The sequence below is a fragment of the Actinomycetota bacterium genome (genome assembly GCA_018333515.1).
Classification (GTDB): domain Bacteria; phylum Actinomycetota; class Aquicultoria; order Aquicultorales; family Aquicultoraceae; genus Aquicultor.
Genome location: JAGXSZ010000030.1, coordinates 84,615 through 102,317, shown reverse-complemented (window position 1 = coordinate 102,317; position 17,703 = coordinate 84,615). Strand labels below are relative to the sequence as shown.

The following is a 17,703-nucleotide window of genomic DNA, read 5'->3' as shown; positions in this document are numbered from 1 at the left end:
GTAAAATTTCGATTATCTTACACCCGATGACCTGTTATGTCAAGAAAACGATGCGGTCGCCCGACCTTTCGTGCATGCGCTTGTCCTTAACTCGAATCGTCAACCAATATCCCCTAATCGTACCGTTGTTTGCAGCCTTCCAAATAAATACCTATACTGGGTTTAAGCTAAGCGACAGGCGACGACGGACTACCGACACCAATTCACTGGAGGTTAGAGCATCCATGCTCATCGGCGACGGCAGCCTTGGCTCAGTCAAAAAACTGTGAGGCTACAACGGGTTACTCGCATTATCGCTACTTGACGGCGAAAATAGTCGCAACCGTCTTCATCTATCTTTGGAACTTCCTTGCCGGGAAATACATCTTGTTCAATTAAGGGGCGCATATGAATCAAAAGACCGCAATCATAATCGGAGCGGGTCCCGCCGGGCTGACAGCCGCGTATGAATTGCTCAAAAAGACCGGCATCAAACCAATCGTGCTGGAGATGACCGGTGATATAGGCGGCATCTCCAAAACCGTAAACTACAAAGGAAACCGAATCGACATCGGCGGCCACAGGTTCTTCTCCAAGTCGAGCAGGGTTACGGACTGGTGGCAGACGATTCTCCCGCTACAAGGCAGACCGGCAAGCGACGACCTTCTTCTCGGAAGAGACGTCGCGTTGTCCAAGGAAAAAGACGCGCCCGACCCGGAGCAAACCGACAAGGTCATGCTGGTCAGAAGCCGGCTCTCAAGAATATTCTTCCTGCGCAAATTCTTTGACTACCCGATATCCTTGAACGGCAACACAATCAAAAACCTCGGCCTGGTCAGAATCGCCAAAATAGGCGCGAGCTACGCAAAGGCCCGCCTCAGCCCTATAAAAGAAGAGAAATCCCTCGAGGATTTCTTTATTAACCGGTTTGGCAAAGAACTCTACCTCACCTTCTTCAAGGACTACACCGAGAAAGTCTGGGGCGTCCCTTGCGGCCGGATAAAGCCCGAATGGGGCGCGCAACGAATTAAAGGGCTCTCGGTCACAAGAGCGATTCTCCACGCCGTCAGAAGCACGGTCGCAAAGGACGACTCGATACGGCAGAGCAATACGGAGACCAGCCTTATCGAACAGTTCACCTACCCGAAGTTCGGGCCCGGCCAGATGTGGGAAGAGGTAGCCCGCCAGGTCGTCGAGGCCGGCGGAGAGCTATATATGCGCCACAAAGTTATCGCCGTAAGACGCTCGGGAAACCTGATTACCGAGGTCCTCGCAGAAGACGAAGCGGGCAACTCCGTCTACTTCAAAGGGGATTTCTACTTTTCGACGATGCCGGTTAAGGATTTAATAGAGGCGCTCGGCGACACCGTCCCGCAAGCGGTACAAGAAGTGGCGGGCGGCCTCTTATACAGGGATTTCATAACAGTCGGGCTGCTTTTGAACAAACTCAAAATCGGCAACGAGACGGAGTTCAAAACGATTAATAACATCGTTCCGGATAACTGGATATATATCCAGGAGCGTGATGTAAAGCTCGGAAGGTTGCAGATATTCAACAACTGGAGCCCCTACATGGTGGCCGACCCCAACACCGTCTGGATAGGATTGGAATACTTCTGCAACGAAGGCGATGATTTATGGAGCCAAACGGACGATGAGTTTGCCGAATTTGCCATCGCCGAGTTAGGGAAAATCGACATAATAGAAGAACACGACGTTTTGGACCGCACGGTAATCAGGATACCCAAAACCTACCCGGCCTACTTTGGAAGTTACGACCGGTTCGGCATCATACAAGACTTTACCGATAGCGTGACCAATCTGTTCCTGATTGGCAGAAACGGCATGCACCGGTACAACAACGCGGACCACTCGATGCTCACCGCCATGGTCGCGGTCGAAAATTTGATAGACGGCGTCGTCTCCAAAGATAATATCTGGGCGGTCAACACCGAGGATGACGACCGCGGGGGAATCTCGAAGTAACCGAGGGACAGAAAAAGGCGGAGCCTCTCGACCCCGCCTCCGCCTGAAATCCTGTTCTTTATGTAAGCATCGAGCGCTATGAATCCGGCACTCGAAATTATCCGATCGGCTTACATCATTCCGCCCATTCCGCCCATTCCGCCCATGCCGGGCATTCCGCCGCCGCCCTCTTCGGGCTTGTCGGCTATGGCAGCTTCGGTTGTAAGAATGAGGCTCGCGATGGATGCCGCGTTCTGCAGCGCGGAACGGGTCACCTTGGCCGGGTCGATAACCCCGTCCTTCATCATGTCGCCATACACACCCGTGACCACGTTGAGACCTTCACCCTTATTCATCGTCTTGATCTTCTCGACGACTACGGAGCCCTCGAAGCCGGCGTTTTGCGCCAGCTGACGGAGCGGAGCCTCCATCGCGCGCTCGATAATTTGCGCTCCGACCTTCTCGTCGCCCTCAAGACCCTCGCCGGCGGTACGGATTGCCGGGAGTATATTGATGAGTGTGACTTCGCCGCCCGCGACTATGCCTTCCTCAACGGCGGCTTTCGTCGCTGATAGCGCGTCCTCGATGCGGTGTTTCTTCTCTTTCATCTCGGTCTCGGTAGCAGCGCCTACGCGGATGACCGCTACGCCGCCGGAGAGCTTAGCCAAGCGCTCTTGGAGCTTCTCGCGGTCGAACTCCGAATCGCTCCTGTCGATCTCGTTCTTGATCTGGCCGATACGCGCCTGGATATCCTCCGGCTTGCCGGCGCCGCCAACGATGACCGTGTCCTCTTTGGTAATGCGAACGCGCTGCGCGCGGCCGAGCATATCGATAGTCACGGTGTCGAGCTTGATGCCGAGTTCCTCGGTTATAAGCTGCCCGCCGGTGACGATTGCGATATCCTGGAGCATCGCCTTGCGGCGCTCGCCGAAGCCCGGCGCTTTTACGGCGATACCGGTGAAGGTGCCGCGAATCTTGTTGACGACAAGCGTCGCGAGAGCTTCGCCCTCGACATCCTCGGTAATGAGAAAGAGCGGTTTACCCGCCTGCATTACTTTCTCAAGAACCGGCAAGAGGTCGGCGATCGCGCCGATCTTCATGTTTGCGATGAGGATTAGCGGGTCATCGAGGACCGCTTCCATCCTCTCGGTGTCGGTGACCATGTAAGGGGATATATATCCTTTGTCGAACTGTAGGCCCTCGACTATCTCAAGCTCGGTGCCGATGGTCTGTGACTCCTCAACGGTAATAACTCCGTCTTTACCCACCTTGTCCATCGCGTCGGCGATCAAGTTGCCGATTTCGGTATCCGCAGCGGAAATAGAAGCTACCGAGGCAATCTCTTCTTTGGTGTCGATGCTCTTCGAGAGCGACTTAATCTCCGTGACAGCAGCCGCGACCGCTTTGTCGATACCTCTCTTGATGAACATCGGGTTCGAGCCCGCGGCCACGTTTTTCATGCCCTCGCGAACGATGGCTTGCCCAAGAATCGTCGCGGTGGTCGTTCCGTCACCGGCGACATCATTGGTCTGGGTCGCTATCTCTTTGGCGAGCTGCGCACCCATGTTCTCAAAAGCGTCTTCGAGTTCTATCTCTTTCGCCACCGTCACGCCGTCATGCGTGATGGTCGGCGCGCCGAACTTCCTGTCAATGACAACGTTACGCCCTTTCGGTCCGAGCGTCACTTTGACCGTATCGGCGAGTTTGTTTACGCCTGCTTCAAGCCTACGCCGAGCTTCTTCATTAAACTCAATCATTTTAGGCATTTAAGCGTTCCCTCCCTTTGGTAAAATAAACTTTAACAAATGCTAAACGGCAACATCCGCCCTACTCAACGATTGCGAGAATATCTTCCTCGCGCATAATCAAGAACTCTTCGTCATCGAGTTTGATCTCGCTGCCGCCATACTTCGAGTAAATGACTTTGTCCCCTACTTTTACGACCATAGGAATCGGCTTGCCGCTATCGTCGAGCTTGCCGTCGCCGGCGGCGACGATCTCGCCTTCCTGAGGCCTCTCCTTCCGGGCGGTGTCAGGTATGACAATACCGCTCTTGGTTACCTCCTCAGGCTCTATCGGCTTTACAATCACACGATCACGCAAAGGTTTTAGATTCATAAATCGACCCTCCCAACAGTATTTTTAGCACTCTGCTCCTGCGAGTGCTAAACGTATATTACAATAGCTTGACTGCTAAATCAACATCCTGAATTAAATTTTTGCCAAAACAGTGCGGGTTAAACCTCTTCTATAAATAAATAAAAGAAATGCAGCCCCCGGGTGGTCCTATCTCCCCCACCTTTTATTTCTAGGGATACCGCATTTCCTTTTGTACCGTAGTTATCGGCTGCTTTTGCGTAGTTCTTTAGTGATTATAGTAATTCCCGGCACTTTTAATACCGTTTATCCGCCCACTCCCAACCTTTGTCGCAAATGCCCGGCAAAGCATTGACTCTAAGGGTATTAATATTTGTAAACCCACTACCGATAATAAGGATTAGTAGTGCCGAAAAACACCGGAGGTTTTATGTCTAGATTTGTGATCGACAGGTTTAAGGGAAGGGTCGCGCTCGGAGTCGTCACGGCCGAATTCGCCGGCGACAAGGCAACCCTAACCGGGTACGACGCTAAGTCCGCGCGAGAAATCGAATTCCTTTTAAATAAGGAGTACAGCATGCCTCGGTATATTGGTTCCGGGGCAAACGCCTTATCGGTCTCCTTAGCAGAGCCACTGGAGCCCGGCTCCGAGGAGCACTTCGAAGCGGTTATGCAAGCGCTCCCGGACTATGGTTTCCTGGCAAGAAGAATAGGCTAATTCGTTCAGCATCATCCGACACCAAATTTTCTAACTTTTAAGTATTGGGGGTCGCGCTCTTGGTAGAGGTACTTGTCTGTGAAAAATGCGGTAAGACTTGGCGGGTATGTGTTCCCCCTTTACTCAGTGTCAGCGTCGAGTCTTGCCCGGATTGCGGCAAATTCAGCTTTTCTATTGAGCCCATAAGCAACCGTAGTTCGGAGCCCGCTTAGTCATTAAGAGCTGCTATCAAGTACCTTGCAGCTCTTTTCGATGCTCAAAACGTCGAACCTCCACCCACCCATAGCGCACACACGCTCAAGCATTTTCCCCACGCCTCGTCGTAAGCGCCAAGCCGACGCCCGCTACCAGAAGATAAATATAAGGAAAGATAAAGCCGATTTTTGTGTAAAGCGTCGCTCCTCCGGAAAGGACCGCGGCGTCGCTGAGAACAATACGCTTGTCGAGACCGCTTCGCTTGTCGACTATACCATCCGCGTTTATAAAGCCGGATATCCCGGTATTCGCCGCTTGCACAATCGGGATGCCGTATTCGGCGGCGCGCATCCGGGTGATGCGAAAGTGCTGCTCGGCGGCGGCCGTTTTGCCGAACCAGGCATCGTTGGTAACGATGACCAGAAATTTCGCCCCCTCCCGGACCATCCGCCCGACCAGGCCGGATTGGGACGACTCGAAGCAAATCACCGTCGAAAACCGACGGGAACCGCCCATCTCAAAGACTTTGTATTCGCGTCCCGGGGTATAATCATTGACCAGCGCCGCCATGCTGTTGATGCGCTCGACAAGCGGGCGCATCGGCATATACTCACCAAACGGCACCAGGTGTATCTTGCGATATCGGTGAAGACGGCTGTCGGCGTCGAGATAGAACGCGGTGTTGTGGATGCGGTCTTCGACCCCTTCGACCCCGCCGAAGACCAACGCCGTCTCAGTGGGACGCAGCAGTTTCGCGACCCGTTCCAAGAACTCGGGTTCATCGTCGATTCGCGTGATGAGCGTGCTCTCCGGCCAGATTATCAACTCAGGTTCGGCTTTGAGCGCCTCTTCGGTCATAGCGATATAGAGTGCTTTAATCGCGTCGTTGTTGGTAAGGTCGGCTTTGAGGTCTTGGGCGAGATTCGGCTGGATAATGGCGGCTCTCACAACAGGCGACTTCCCGTCGAGCACGTTCGGCGTTAACAAAGCCGAGGCTGTCTGACCATAGAGCGACATAAGTACCAATAAGACCGCGCCGACTGCTATGCCCGGGGCAGCCTGCCGCAGACGCCCGCGAAGACCTTCGCCGTCGATTAGGCTAAAGAGAACCAGGTTCCCGAGGATTATGAGCGCTCCGAGCCCCACCTCGCCGACGTATGACGCGACCCCCAAGAAAAACGGGTGCTCAACCGTAGAGCCGAGATACGCCCAGGCAAACCCCCAAGGTCCGAGTGAGCGCGCAAACTCGAATACCGCCCAGAGCGAAGGTATGACGATAAATTTACCGGTGCCCGCATACCGTTTCATCACCAACCAGGATGCGGTCGCAAAGAGAACGAACGCGCCGGATAGCGCCAGGCTCAGCGAAATCCAAGCTATATAGCCGAAGATGTTTATCCAATAAAGTACCGTCGCGAAGAAGGTTGCGCCCGCGAGAAGCCCCAACAACGGAGCGTGCCTGAAGTCGCTTCGTTTCAAAGCGGAAAACAGAGGCACTAAGCCGACCCAGGCGAGCAAGGATATCGAGGGATAAGGAAAGGCCGACGCGAGCAAAACCCCGGTTAGCGACGCGAGCAAAAGGTTTACGGAAAACACCATGATTACATCTTTAAATAAAAATTTGCGACAAACTTATCACCTTTAAGCATACCGGAGTCGAACGCGAGAATCCAGAACGGCTATAGGCTTTGAACGCTCTGGCCTAAGCGAAGATTAGGTATGGGGTTCGCCGCGAGGGAGAGCCGCTCGCCGGCGATAAAGCGATAGTAGCCGGACGCCGCTATCATGACGGCGTTGTCGGTACATAACGACATGCTCGGGTAGTAGAGAACCATACCCTCGTCCCGGGCGGCATCGGTCATGCGCCGGCGGAGATAGCTGTTCGCGGCGACACCGCCGGCCATAACTATTTTATCAACGCCTTTCTGACTAGCGGCGCGAAGCGTCTTGGAGACAAGCACGTCGACGACGGCCGCCTGAAAGCTCGCCGTGAGGTCGGGCAGTGGCAACTCAACCGATTGAGTCTTCAACTTTGAGACATAATTTAGAACCGCCGTCTTCAAACCGCTCAGGCTGAAATTTAACTCGCCTTTACTCATCATGGCGCGCGGGAACCGAATGGCTTCGGTGTCCCCCTCTTTAGCTAAGCTGTCTATGATCGGCCCGCCGGGATAGCCGAGCCCCAGAAACGCGGCGACCTTATCATAGGCTTCGCCCACCGAGTCGTCGAGGGTCCGGCCCATAAGCTCGTAACTGCCGTACTCCTCGATATACACGAGCATCGTGTGTCCACCCGAGACCACCAGCGCGACAAACGGCGGCTTTAAGTCGGGATGGTCGACAAAGTTCGCGTAGATGTGAGCTTCGATATGGTCGACGCCGACGAGCGGCAGCTTCTTAACGTATGAGATGACCTTGGCGGCACCGAGTCCCATCAAGAGCGCGCCGACAAGACCCGGCCCGATTGTGACCGCGACGGCATCGAGGTCGCCGTATCCCATACCCGCCTGCTCCAGCACTTCATCGAGGACGGGGTTTATTATCTCGAGGTGCTTCCGCGAGGCCAATTCCGGGACGACCCCGCCGAACTTCTTATGAAACTCTATTTGCGACGCGACGACATTCGCGACTATCTCGCTACCGTTTTTAACGATAGCGGCACCGGTCTCATCGCATGAGGTCTCGATTCCCAATATGTAGATATCTTTTGCCATAACACTATGCCCTCCGCCGGTATCGCCGCTCAACCGGAACGCTACTCCCTATCGTCGAGGCCTTCGCGAATCTCCTTAAAAAGCCGCTGATAATTCCCATCCGAAATATCCCCGGTCCAGAAGACGAGCGCGTCTTCCCGGTTGTCGGTATAGTAAGCCTTGCGCAAACCACTCATCTTGAAGCCAAACTTGATGTAGAGATATTGCGCTTTGGTGTTGGACTTTCGCACCTCTAGCGTCAAGCGCTTAATGCCCCGCTTGACAACCCGCTCGACGGCTTCGAGCATCAAGCGAGTCGCGATGCCTTTGTTTTGGTACGGAGCCGCCACCGCAATATTGGTCACGTGCCCCTCATCGAGCACATGGTACAGGCACACAAACCCTACGACACTCTCGCCGACTTCCGCGACCAGGCATATATTATGCCGCTTGTTCGCTATCTCTCTCTGAAACGTGAGACGGCTCCAGGGTGTAACGTGAGCGCTTGCTTCAATGGCGTATACCTGATCGACATCGACCGCCGCCATCTCGCGGACTTCCGGTTTTATCGTTATCATGACACGCTCACCCCCGATGTCGTTTTTCCCACATCTCCTCGGCTTGAGACAATCTCACGTAAATCGGCGCCAATTTATACAGCTCATCGAATTCGCCCGCGATAATCAGAGGCAGCGCCAGCGAGGCCAAATCGGAAGCCCGCGGCCACCAGGCCTCTTCCGCCGCAAAGACGGCGCGCCCACCTAGCGCCTCGGCCAGAACCCCTTCGTAGAGTTTGACCGCGTCTCCGGCAAAAACAACCCGCTCATACCTCTCATCCCGCAGCTTTTTCGCGAGTTCATCCGGGTGTATGGCCATGAACTCCGTAATCCGCTCGACCGAGCCGTCGTGCGGGCGATAGAGCGCGGTGTAGACCTCTCCTCGCTTCGCGTCGATTATCGGACAGGCAACGCCTGCCTCCGGTATGTTCCCGTACGCGATGGCGTCGGCGCTCGGAACACCGATGATGGGAACCTCCAAGAGCTGGGCGAAGGTGCGCGCGATGACCATACCTATTCGCAAACCCGTATACGAGCCCGGCCCGCTTCCGACGACCATATGCGTAACATCGTCTACTTTAAAGCCTTTCGCGGTTAACAGCTCGTCGATGAAAGGGATGAGTTTGGCCATATGGCCCCGGGGCATCCAGGTCGTCTCTTCGCCGACTATACTATCCCCGTTATGAAGCGCGACCGTCAGCACCGGGCTCGATGTATCGAGACTAAGAATCAACACACTCTTCTCCATCCAACCATTTATCGACCTGCTTCTTCCATCGTTCGCCGTGGGACGTGACCTCTATCCGTCGCAGGTCTTCGTCGACCAGGCGCAGTATCCTTATCGACAGGCGCTCCTCGGGCAAGATCTCTTCGACCCGATCGCCCCATTCGACGACCGAGACACCCTCGCCGTAGAAGTATTCGTCAGCGCCTAACTCTTCGAGTTCTTCCGCGGAGGCCAGCCGGTAGACATCGAAATGAAAGAGCGGCAGCTTGCCTTCATACTCCTTGATAATCGTAAAGGTCGGGCTGGTAACGGGCGCATCGATGCCGAGGCCGGCGGCAAGCCCTTTCGCAAAGACCGTCTTGCCCGCCCCCAGGTCGCCGCTTAAGCTTATGAGATCGCCTTTCGTTAATATGGGAGCCAGCTTGCGAGCCAACTCCCAGGTCTCCTCTGATGAATGTGTTATGACCGTCAACATACAGACTTAAAACCTCATTTACTCTTCATTATATGATGCGCCGCGCGCGCTGCCGCAACCGCTAGAACAGTCCCATCTGCTCGGCTTTTTCGTCGAAGACATGGTGGGTTTCGATTTGAACTGCTTCGGCAAGAACGCGCTGTTCTTCTCCGGCCTTCTCTTCTACGTAGCGCCGGAGATTTTCGAAATCCTCGGTTAGCGGCTTCATGTTGGCCCGTGAATGGAGCGCGGCGGCCGGGTGGTAAATCGGCACCACGAGATGCGTTCCCTTGGTGAATTTCCGCCCGTGAATGCCGCCCATCGCTACGTTTTTCATCTCTAGAATCACGGACGAGGCGAAACGCCCGAGCGTGGCGATGACCTTTGGCCCAATCAAATCCATCTGCGAGAAGAGATACCGGTTCGTGCATGTCTCTATCTCTTCGGGTTTCGGGTCGCGGTTGCCGGGCGGCCTGCACTTAACGATATTTGTTATATATACGTCTTCGCGCTCCAGACCGATTGTCTCCAGAAGCTGTGTGAGAAGCTTGCCGGCCGCGCCCACAAACGGTATGCCCTGTTTGTCTTCGTTAGACCCGGGACCTTCCCCGATAAACATGATATCGGCGCGAGGGTTGCCGTGGCCAAAGACAACCTGCGTCCGACCTTGCTCCGCAAGCGGACACAGCATGCAGCCAATCGATGATTCCGCTAGTTTCGAAAGTTCTTCCATTAAACCGCCTAATGTCCGCAAGTACCGCAGTTAGTGCTCGTGCACGGGCCGCACCCGGCACCGAAACCGCTCTTGCCGCCCGAGGCGAACCCGAATGACGAGAAGAGCTTCTTGACTTGCGTGCCCCCGCACTCGGCGCAGGCCGGCGTCTCGGCATAGGCGACAGGCACCAGCCTCTCAAAGACGCACCCGCATTCTCCGCACTTAAATTCGTATATGGGAATAAGGCTCACCTACTATAACTACTGTTGATATCCGGTTTTGTGACCCTTTAAATTCTACCAGCTTTGCGTTTTTTTGCCAAAGAGGGATCTTTATTAATTGAAAAGGCCTCCGGTTTACTGAAGGCCTTCTGTTCTCAAGTGGTGCGAAGCTTAGCGCCATTCGGTTATTTCGTCGAGTTCCAACCGTCCTTTCTCCCTCGGTTGCGCTGCCGGGACACCGATTGCCACCATCGCGACCGGCCTTACATCGGCGGAAAGACCGAGCGCAAGCGCCGCCGCTCGCTCATCGAAAGCGCCGACCCAGCATGTGCCGAGTCCTTCGGCGCAGGCGGCAAGCATCAGGTTCTCTATGGCCGCCCCCGTATCTTGAAGACAGTATAGTTCCGTGCCTCTTTGGCCGTAAGCCTTATCGGCGGCGGCAAGGTCGACACATACGACCACCGCAACCGGGGCATTCGCTACGAACTTCTGGCCTTGAGCCACCTCACTTAGCCGTTCTCTCAGCGCCGTGTCATAGACGACTACGAACCTCCAGGGTTGAGCGTTGCCCGCGTTCGGAGCCCTCACCGCGGCGCGCAGCAACTTCTCGACCAGAACCCTGTCCACGCCTCTCTCGCCGTCGAACTTCCTGACACTACGCCGACTGTTTATAGCATCATAGATATCCATACCACTAATCCCTCTGCCAGCTTACCCTTACAAACTCGGAATCCCTCAGCCATTGAATAGTCAAATCGCCGCTAAACGCTTTCTCGAATTCTTTCCCGATTCGCTCAGCGAGCGATGTCTCTGTCGTCTCCACGGTAATGCCTTCGCCGTTACGGTGGACATTGTATATGCGCGCCGCCACATTTCTATGGACTTGCTTGCCGGCGATATTATCAATGAGATTCATCGCCTCATCGAGATGGTCTTTGAGAAACACCCCTTTTAAGCTCACGACACCGTCTATTCTTCTTTTCTCGATACGTTCATGTCCCGGGCATAGAGTCTCTTCCGCACGCCGCATCCGCGTGAGCCGAGAGTGTTTACCTTCGTCGTAAAACCACTTCTGCCCATCGAACACGGCCATGCATTTCGTGCAGATCTTTTCACTCATGCACTATCCCTCCTTAAAAAACAGGTCAGCCCAAATATTGCGGTATGTTCTGTTACGCTGTCGCTGCTGTTGATTTCGCTCATCATCTGTTTACCCTTCCACCACCTCCTCATATCTTAATTTCTTGCCACACTTAAGTAAGTGGCAAATACTGATTTATCTAAAGGGCGCCGGCAGACCGACAGTTGGTTTAGCGGCTATCGTTCAGCGGCTTCGACCCCGACATCGATTTCGAGTTCTTCACCTTTCAACTCATCGGCAACGATAGCGCCGAATACTCTGTATTCGCCGGCTTTGACCGGCGCTCCCCTCGAATCGACAAGGCTCCAACTCTCCGAGTATTCGGTTTTCCGGGCACTCTGTAGAACGACGTCTTCGAGGACTTGGGCGAACATCCTCCCCTCCGACCACCGCCAGACTTCGTCGCCGTTCGCGTCGACGACCCGGAAGTCATATCGTTGGCTCGAACGAAACGAGAGTTCGCGGGGTTCTTTGGCTGTATTCGTTACCGATACGGTCATCGCAAGGTCTTCGCCGACCGCCACCGGGTTTGGTTTCAAGGATAGGGAGACAATCATGTCATCGATTCCTTTGGATATTTCTATGGTTCGACCCTCCTCGTTGCCTGTTCGCTCTTGACTAATGTTCACCCCCGTTGTCCTTACGGCCACAAGACCGAATGAAACGTATAACACTAAAAGCACGACGCATAAGAACACGACACCTACGACGATAGCTACGATTTTGGCGGCAGACATCTTCTACTCCTTGTATACCCGTGGGACGCGCCCATTTATCATGCAAACAACCTCATAATTAATGGTCCCGAGCAAAGAGGCAATCTCGTCCACAGTAATCTCTTCGTTGTCCTGGCGACCGATCAGGGTGACGTCATCGTCGGCCTTGACAGTAGAGTCCGGGCCGACATCGACCATAAACTGGTCCATGCAGATATTTCCGACCGCCGGATACCGGCGTCCCCCGATAAGCACCTCCGCCTTGTTCGAAAGCAATCTCGAGTATCCGTCGCCGTAGCCGGCCGGAACCGTCGCTATCACCGTATCGCACGGCGCTTTATATGTCCGGCCGTAGCTTACGCCCTCACCTCGGGCGAGGTTCTTTATATACGAAAGCCGCGCCTTGAGGGAGAGCGCCGGCCGCAAATCAGCGACGCCCCTGGTGGCCTCGCTCGGGTGCAGGCCGTAGAGCGAGATGCCCACCCTCACCATGTCGAAATGAGAATCGGGATACAAATATAGTCCCGCGCTGTTCGCCGCGTGTTTGACCCGCGGACAAATCCCTTCGGCTTCGAGCGCATCAACCAAAACCTTGAAGCGTTGCATCTGATACGCCGTGTAATCGCCGGCCGGGTCGTCCGCCTCGGAGAAATGGGTAAAAATCCCCTGAATCTCCAGGCCCCGCAATGAACGCATCTCTCGAATCAGTTCGGGGACGCGCTCGGGGGTTAAACCGACGCGGTTCATCCCCGTATCGACTTTGATATGGACGAGCGCGACCCGCCCGCGCCTTAGAGCTTCGTCCGAAAGCGCGCGCGCCGAGCCGCGCGAAAAGACGGTTGCCGTCAAATCGTTGTCGAGGATAAGCGGGCCGGCTTCGCTCGCCGCCTCGGTGAGGACATGAATCTGCTCGACGATGCCGGCTTCCCGAAGGATTGCGCCTTCTTCGGGGATGGCCACGCCAAACGAGGCTGCCCCGACTTCGCTCGCCGCCTTGGCCGCGCGGACAAGCCCGTGCCCGTAGGCGTTGGCTTTTACGACAGCCATCACCTTGACGTTCTCGCCGACGACCCTCTGCGCCTCGCGGAAGTTATGTTTGATAGCGGATAGGTCTATCTCAGCCCTCAGGGGCCGCGTAATCATCGTTCTCCTCGCTTCTTTAGTTGTGTCGTTATCGTTAGTTTTAGCCAAAACGCCGCTCTCAGAAAGCCGCGCTTTTAAAAACGGCCTAACTCCTGCCTATCGCTTTGACGAGGTCACGCTTGGAAACCACGCCGACCAGCTCTCCTTCGGCCATTACGGGGAGCATGTTGATGTCTTTGTCGACCAGCATCGTCGCCGCGTCTTCGACGGTCGCGCCGACGTCGATAGTGACCACATCGGTACTCATCACATCGGCAACCTTGGCGCCTACCGCTTTCTTGAACTCCTTTTCGAAACGGCTCATGCTGCCGGGAAGGTATATGTAGCCGTCGAGAAGCTGGACGTAGGTCGGGAAATGCAGCCGGACCTCCCGCATTATCAAATCGCTCTCGACTACTATGCCGATGATGCGTCCTTCGTCGTCTAAGACCGGCGCGCCGTCGATATTCGCCTCCGATAGTTCCTTAGCGGCCTCTTTTACCGGCATATCCGGCTTGAACGTGATAATCTCGGTGGTCATGATGTCTTTGACCTCGGTCTTTAGTTGTACCATCTCCACTACCCCTCTCACTTTGGACTATAAACTACTTATTTCAGGACTCCGCCTCAAGCGCGGCTTTCCCAGCCCATCACCCAGGCCAGCGCCTCGGGTAAATACTCTATGACATCCGACGCCATCAACGAGAGTTCACCGATATCTTCCGCCGCGATATCCGCCGAAAAACCGTGGAGGTAGACCCCCAAGCACGCGGCGTTGTAAGGGTCGACTCCCTGCGCCATCAAAGCCGCGATAAAGCCGGTCAGCACGTCGCCGGTCCCGGCGGTCGCCAAACCGGGGTTGCCGGTCACATTGATAGTCGTCTCAGCGGCGCCACAGATAACAGTAGTCGCGCCTTTTAAGACAACGACCGCTCCGAACCGCTCTCGGGCGCGCCTGGCGAACCCGAGCCAATCCCCCAACACGTCTTTGCCGGACACACCGTATAGACGCGCCAATTCACCGGGGTGGGGCGTGATTACCGTCACGGCGTCCCTATTCTTCAAAATATCCGGGTCATCGGCGAGCGCGTTCAGAGCGTCGGCATCGATGACGAGCGGTTTCTCTATGGTTGCAACGAGTTTTTTAACGAACTCGACTGTCCGCGGATTGGTGGAGAGCCCCGGCCCGAGCGCGACCACATCGTATTGGCCGGCAAGCTCGAACAACGAGCCGCGCGCGTCCCAAAAGAGCGAACCGGCCTCCGTCTCGGGCTGCGGCCATACAATCGCCTCGATTAGCGCGCCGCTTAAGACCGGCACGATTCCCTGGGGCGGAGCGAAGGCCACAAGGCCGGCGCCCATCCTATAGGCGGCGTGACCAGTCAAGACAGCGGCGCCGCTCATCCCGCACGACCCGGCGATAACCAGTACTTGGCCGACCGATTTCTTATGTGACATAGGGTCTCTCACCGGCAATAAGTCGCCGGCTTCTTGCGCATCGAGATAACGATAACCGCTGTTCTCTTCGATGAGTTCCTCGGGAATACCGATATCGGCGACGACGGTCGCGCCCGTAAGCTCAAGACCCGGATATAACATCGCGCCGACCTTCGGCGCCGTAAAGGTCACCGTCGCATCGGCTTTGACCGCGCGGCCGTGGGCTTTGCCGGTGTCGGCCTCGAGACCCGAGGGCATATCCACCGCCAGGACGGGCTTGTGCGACCCGTTGATTTTATCTATGGCTTCGACCGCGACGCCTCGCACCGCGCCCTTGAGGTTAAACCCGAAGATAGCGTCGATTATGAGGTCGGCTTCGTCAATCGCGCTGTCGAGAGCTTGGCTATCCCCGCTCGTTAACACGCTGACCTCGGGCGGCATTTTTTCATAGGCCGCTTTGGCGAGGGGCGCTAGTGTCTCTCGCGGGGCGAGCGCGGCGACCGTGATTTTGAATCCGGCCTCGCTGAGCAGCCTGGCGGCCACAAAACCATCCCCGCCGTTGTTGCCTTTGCCGCAAACAATCAGCACGCGGGCTCGTTCGGAGGCCATGCGCGCCGCCTCTTCGGCGACGGCGGCCCCCGCCCGCTCCATCAATAAGCCTGCATCTAAACCATAGGAGGCTTCGGCCTTCTCTTCTATCGTCGTCAACTCAACGCTGGTGACTACGCGCAAAATCACTCCATCCCCACAGCTATCGCCGAGGCAATCGCCGCTTCGCGGCTGAAAGAAAGGCTCAAAAAGATATCGCAAACACCGCGCTCTTGCGCCGCGTTCGCCGCGTTTCCGCTGAGACGCAGGTAGGGACGGCCCCATTTATCCCTGCGCACTTCAAAGTCGGTCCACTTCATGCCGCGCATTCCGGAGCCGAGCGCTTTTACCGCGGCTTCTTTGGCCGCAAAACGGGCGGCGAAATGGAGGTGCGGTTTCTGTTTGCTCAGGCAATAATCACGTTCTAAATCGGTAAATAGACGCTCGGTAAATTTTGAACGGCGATTAATCGCCTGCTCTATGCGGCTTATTTCGACGATGTCTACGCCGATTCCCTTTATCATGATGCCTCTTTTGCCGGTGATATTGACCTGTTTCTTCTATTTTATACGATGAAAGGGATGGTGTCAGTGCGAGAGAAGTAATTTATTCGAGCACCACGTTTTAATTGCCGGCGTTTACTTCGTTTGCCGCTTTAAACGTCTTATAGCCGCCGCTCAAATTCTTCGTGCGGTAGCCTTTCTGATTGAGAATCCGGCAAGCGAGGTACGCCCGCAGGCCGACCTGGCAGAAGAGGTATATATCCTTGTCTTTCGGAAGCTCATCGATTCTGTCCCTGAGTTTGTCTATCGGTATATTCAGGGCGCCCTCGATAGTCCCCGGCTTCTTAAACTCGGACGACGAGCGAACATCCAACAAGATACTCTTTTCTTTATCCATCGCGACTATATCGTCCCAGTAGAAGACATCGCAATCGCCCTTGAGGATGTTGGAGGCGACGTAGCCGGCGACATTCACCGGGCTTTTGGCGCTTGAAAAAGGTGGCGCATACGATAACTCCAGCTCTTCGAGGTCGTGGACGCTCATACCGGCTCGCATCGCAACCGACAGCACATCCATGGTTTTATCGACCCCGTCCGCGCCGACCACCTGGGCGCCGAGAAGCTTGCCGTCAGCGGGCGCAAAGAGCAGTTTAATGGATAGGGTGCTCGCCCCGGGATAGTAGGTCGCGTGAGACGCGGTGTGTATGATCGATTTCCGGTAATCGAGCCCGGCGCGGCGGAGCGCTTCTTCGTTAAGCCCGGTCACGGCGACCGACATATCAAAGACCTTGAGCACGGCGGTTCCTTGTGTCGCGCTGTAGCTTTGGTCGCGCCCGCAGATGATATCGGCCGCCATCCGCCCCTGTTTGTTCGCCGGTCCGGCAAGGGGGATCAAAGCGGGCTCGCCGCTGACAAAGTTTTTTACCTCGATAGCGTCGCCCAGCGCGTAGATGTCGGGGTCGGACGTCCTAAGGTGCTCATCGACGGCGATTCCTCCGGTGACCCCGAGCTTAAGACCGGCCTCGGCCGCCAATTTCGTCTCCGGCTTGACACCGAGTCCGAGAATTACCAGGTCGGCTCCGATTTGCCGCCCGTCCGCCAGCTCGACCGTGACGGCGTCTTCACCCGGCAATATCGCCTTCACCCCGTTACCGGTTATGACCCCGACCTCCTTCTTGAGGAGGTGCTGATAGACCAAGGCCGACATCTCGAAATCCAGCCCGGGCAAGACCCTGTCGGCTATTTCGACGACGGTGACTTCGACGCCGCGAAAGCGCAGGTTTTCCGCCATCTCGAGGCCGATATATCCGGCGCCGACGACAACCGCTTTACCGGGCTTGCGCTCATCGACAAAGCCCTTTATGGTATCGGTGTCGGGGATGTTTCTAAGCGAAAAAACCCGCGCGTCGTCAAGACCGGGTATCGGCGGACGGAAAGGCGCCGCGCCGGGAGCGAGAACCAGCTTATCGTAGCTCTCGGCATAGGTCTTACCGGTTTCACGGTCGAATACCTCAACGCTCTTTTCTTCGCGGAGTATCCTGGTGACTTCGCTTTTGACGCGCACCTCGACTCGGAAGCGCTCGCGCATGCTCTTAGGCGTCCGCACAAGCAGATTGTCGCGCTTCTTTATGACCTCTCCGATGTAATAAGGAAGGCCGCAGTTGGCGAATGATATATACTCGTCGCGCTCGAAGAGTATTATCTCGGCTTCCTCATCGAGCCTGCGAAGTCGCGCCGCGGCGCCCGCACCTCCGGCGACACCACCGACTATGACGACCTTTTGTGGCAAAATAAATCCTCTCCTCGCGGCAACAATAATTTAGATAGGGTGCTTCGACCGTCTACGCGCCCTAGATTTCCGTCCGCCCGCGCAAA

General features: G+C 55.6%; 19 protein-coding genes. 2 read left to right on the top strand and 17 right to left on the bottom strand.

What is annotated here, in order from left to right:
- Positions 1–387: 387 nt before the first annotated feature.
- Positions 388–1,965, top strand: a complete 1,578-nt coding sequence (locus KGZ93_07610) for an NAD(P)/FAD-dependent oxidoreductase (GenBank protein ID MBS3909478.1) — start codon at positions 388–390, stop codon at positions 1,963–1,965.
- A 110-nt stretch (positions 1,966–2,075) separates the two neighbouring features.
- On the opposite strand, the gene groL is transcribed toward KGZ93_07610, so the two are convergent.
- Together groL and groES are read right to left on the bottom strand one after the other, a co-directional pair.
- Complete coding sequence (gene groL, locus KGZ93_07605) at positions 2,076–3,710, bottom strand: chaperonin GroEL (protein MBS3909477.1); 1,635 nt, start codon at positions 3,708–3,710, stop codon at positions 2,076–2,078.
- Between the two features lie 61 nt (positions 3,711–3,771).
- Positions 3,772–4,062 carry a co-chaperone GroES gene (gene groES, locus KGZ93_07600; protein ID MBS3909476.1) on the bottom strand — a complete coding sequence of 97 codons (291 nt, stop codon included), beginning with the start codon at positions 4,060–4,062 and terminating at the stop codon, positions 3,772–3,774.
- Positions 4,063–4,471: 409 nt separating this feature from the next.
- Between groES and KGZ93_07595 the strand changes: the two genes are divergently transcribed.
- Positions 4,472–4,759: a hypothetical protein gene (locus tag KGZ93_07595; GenBank protein ID MBS3909475.1), complete on the top strand. Its 288-nt coding sequence runs from the start codon at positions 4,472–4,474 to the stop codon at positions 4,757–4,759.
- 297 nt (positions 4,760–5,056) lie between these two features.
- Here KGZ93_07595 and lnt read toward each other — a convergent pair whose 3' ends face one another.
- The 15 genes from lnt to KGZ93_07520 form a co-directional block, all read right to left on the bottom strand.
- Positions 5,057–6,553 carry an apolipoprotein N-acyltransferase gene (gene lnt, locus KGZ93_07590; GenBank protein ID MBS3909474.1) on the bottom strand — a complete coding sequence of 499 codons (1,497 nt, stop codon included), beginning with the start codon at positions 6,551–6,553 and terminating at the stop codon, positions 5,057–5,059.
- An 80-nt stretch (positions 6,554–6,633) separates the two neighbouring features.
- Positions 6,634–7,668, bottom strand: coding sequence for a tRNA (adenosine(37)-N6)-threonylcarbamoyltransferase complex transferase subunit TsaD (gene tsaD, locus KGZ93_07585; GenBank protein MBS3909473.1), 1,035 nt, complete (start codon positions 7,666–7,668; stop codon positions 6,634–6,636).
- Between the two features lie 41 nt (positions 7,669–7,709).
- Entirely contained in the window at positions 7,710–8,225 is a 516-nt protein-coding gene (gene rimI / locus KGZ93_07580) for a ribosomal protein S18-alanine N-acetyltransferase (GenBank protein ID MBS3909472.1), read from the bottom strand.
- A gap of 7 nt (positions 8,226–8,232) precedes the next feature.
- The gene (gene tsaB / locus KGZ93_07575; protein MBS3909471.1) at positions 8,233–8,940 is read right to left on the bottom strand and encodes a tRNA (adenosine(37)-N6)-threonylcarbamoyltransferase complex dimerization subunit type 1 TsaB; all 708 of its coding nucleotides are present in this window, start codon (positions 8,938–8,940) and stop codon (positions 8,233–8,235) included.
- The gene (gene tsaE, locus KGZ93_07570) at positions 8,927–9,406 is read right to left on the bottom strand and encodes a tRNA (adenosine(37)-N6)-threonylcarbamoyltransferase complex ATPase subunit type 1 TsaE (protein ID MBS3909470.1); all 480 of its coding nucleotides are present in this window, start codon (positions 9,404–9,406) and stop codon (positions 8,927–8,929) included. Before tsaE ends, tsaB begins: the two co-directional genes overlap by 14 nt.
- A gap of 61 nt (positions 9,407–9,467) precedes the next feature.
- On the bottom strand, positions 9,468–10,076 hold the full coding sequence (locus tag KGZ93_07565) for a uracil-DNA glycosylase (GenBank protein ID MBS3909469.1): 609 nt from the start codon (positions 10,074–10,076) through the stop codon (positions 9,468–9,470).
- Positions 10,077–10,126: 50 nt separating this feature from the next.
- Complete coding sequence (locus KGZ93_07560) at positions 10,127–10,351, bottom strand: zinc ribbon domain-containing protein (protein MBS3909468.1); 225 nt, start codon at positions 10,349–10,351, stop codon at positions 10,127–10,129.
- A gap of 141 nt (positions 10,352–10,492) precedes the next feature.
- On the bottom strand, positions 10,493–11,011 hold the full coding sequence (locus tag KGZ93_07555) for a nitroreductase family protein (protein MBS3909467.1): 519 nt from the start codon (positions 11,009–11,011) through the stop codon (positions 10,493–10,495).
- Between the two features lie 4 nt (positions 11,012–11,015).
- Positions 11,016–11,441: a hypothetical protein gene (locus tag KGZ93_07550; protein ID MBS3909466.1), complete on the bottom strand. Its 426-nt coding sequence runs from the start codon at positions 11,439–11,441 to the stop codon at positions 11,016–11,018.
- A 197-nt stretch (positions 11,442–11,638) separates the two neighbouring features.
- A complete protein-coding gene (locus KGZ93_07545) occupies positions 11,639–12,019 on the bottom strand; it encodes a hypothetical protein (protein ID MBS3909465.1) in 381 nt (126 codons plus the stop codon).
- 183 nt (positions 12,020–12,202) lie between these two features.
- Positions 12,203–13,321 (bottom strand): alanine racemase, encoded by a 1,119-nt coding sequence (gene alr, locus KGZ93_07540; GenBank protein ID MBS3909464.1) that lies wholly within the window; start codon positions 13,319–13,321, stop codon positions 12,203–12,205.
- 85 nt (positions 13,322–13,406) lie between these two features.
- Positions 13,407–13,880, bottom strand: coding sequence for a CBS domain-containing protein (locus tag KGZ93_07535; protein ID MBS3909463.1), 474 nt, complete (start codon positions 13,878–13,880; stop codon positions 13,407–13,409).
- A gap of 47 nt (positions 13,881–13,927) precedes the next feature.
- The gene (locus KGZ93_07530) at positions 13,928–15,475 is read right to left on the bottom strand and encodes an NAD(P)H-hydrate dehydratase (GenBank protein ID MBS3909462.1); all 1,548 of its coding nucleotides are present in this window, start codon (positions 15,473–15,475) and stop codon (positions 13,928–13,930) included.
- Entirely contained in the window at positions 15,472–15,849 is a 378-nt protein-coding gene (locus tag KGZ93_07525; GenBank protein ID MBS3909461.1) for a holo-ACP synthase, read from the bottom strand. The genes KGZ93_07530 and KGZ93_07525 overlap by 4 nt, the downstream gene beginning before the upstream one ends.
- A gap of 100 nt (positions 15,850–15,949) precedes the next feature.
- Positions 15,950–17,617, bottom strand: coding sequence for an FAD-dependent oxidoreductase (locus KGZ93_07520; protein MBS3909460.1), 1,668 nt, complete (start codon positions 17,615–17,617; stop codon positions 15,950–15,952).
- Positions 17,618–17,703: the final 86 nt, after the last annotated feature.

What these genes read in the sequence shown, in the direction of transcription:
- KGZ93_07610 (MBS3909478.1), top strand. Translation starts at nt 388, where the DNA reads ATGAATCAAAAGACCGCAATCATAATCGGAGCGGGTCCCGCCGGGCTG.
- groL (MBS3909477.1), bottom strand. Translation starts at nt 3,710, where the DNA reads ATGCCTAAAATGATTGAGTTTAATGAAGAAGCTCGGCGTAGGCTTGAA.
- groES (MBS3909476.1), bottom strand. Translation starts at nt 4,062, where the DNA reads ATGAATCTAAAACCTTTGCGTGATCGTGTGATTGTAAAGCCGATAGAG.
- KGZ93_07595 (MBS3909475.1), top strand. Translation starts at nt 4,472, where the DNA reads ATGTCTAGATTTGTGATCGACAGGTTTAAGGGAAGGGTCGCGCTCGGA.
- lnt (MBS3909474.1), bottom strand. Translation starts at nt 6,553, where the DNA reads ATGGTGTTTTCCGTAAACCTTTTGCTCGCGTCGCTAACCGGGGTTTTG.
- tsaD (MBS3909473.1), bottom strand. Translation starts at nt 7,668, where the DNA reads ATGGCAAAAGATATCTACATATTGGGAATCGAGACCTCATGCGATGAG.
- rimI (MBS3909472.1), bottom strand. Translation starts at nt 8,225, where the DNA reads ATGATAACGATAAAACCGGAAGTCCGCGAGATGGCGGCGGTCGATGTC.
- tsaE (MBS3909470.1), bottom strand. Translation starts at nt 9,406, where the DNA reads ATGTTGACGGTCATAACACATTCATCAGAGGAGACCTGGGAGTTGGCT.
- KGZ93_07565 (MBS3909469.1), bottom strand. Translation starts at nt 10,076, where the DNA reads ATGCTGTGTCCGCTTGCGGAGCAAGGTCGGACGCAGGTTGTCTTTGGC.
- KGZ93_07555 (MBS3909467.1), bottom strand. Translation starts at nt 11,011, where the DNA reads ATGGATATCTATGATGCTATAAACAGTCGGCGTAGTGTCAGGAAGTTC.
- KGZ93_07550 (MBS3909466.1), bottom strand. Translation starts at nt 11,441, where the DNA reads ATGAGTGAAAAGATCTGCACGAAATGCATGGCCGTGTTCGATGGGCAG.
- KGZ93_07545 (MBS3909465.1), bottom strand. Translation starts at nt 12,019, where the DNA reads ATGATTGTCTCCCTATCCTTGAAACCAAACCCGGTGGCGGTCGGCGAA.
- alr (MBS3909464.1), bottom strand. Translation starts at nt 13,321, where the DNA reads ATGATTACGCGGCCCCTGAGGGCTGAGATAGACCTATCCGCTATCAAA.
- KGZ93_07525 (MBS3909461.1), bottom strand. Translation starts at nt 15,849, where the DNA reads ATGATAAAGGGAATCGGCGTAGACATCGTCGAAATAAGCCGCATAGAG.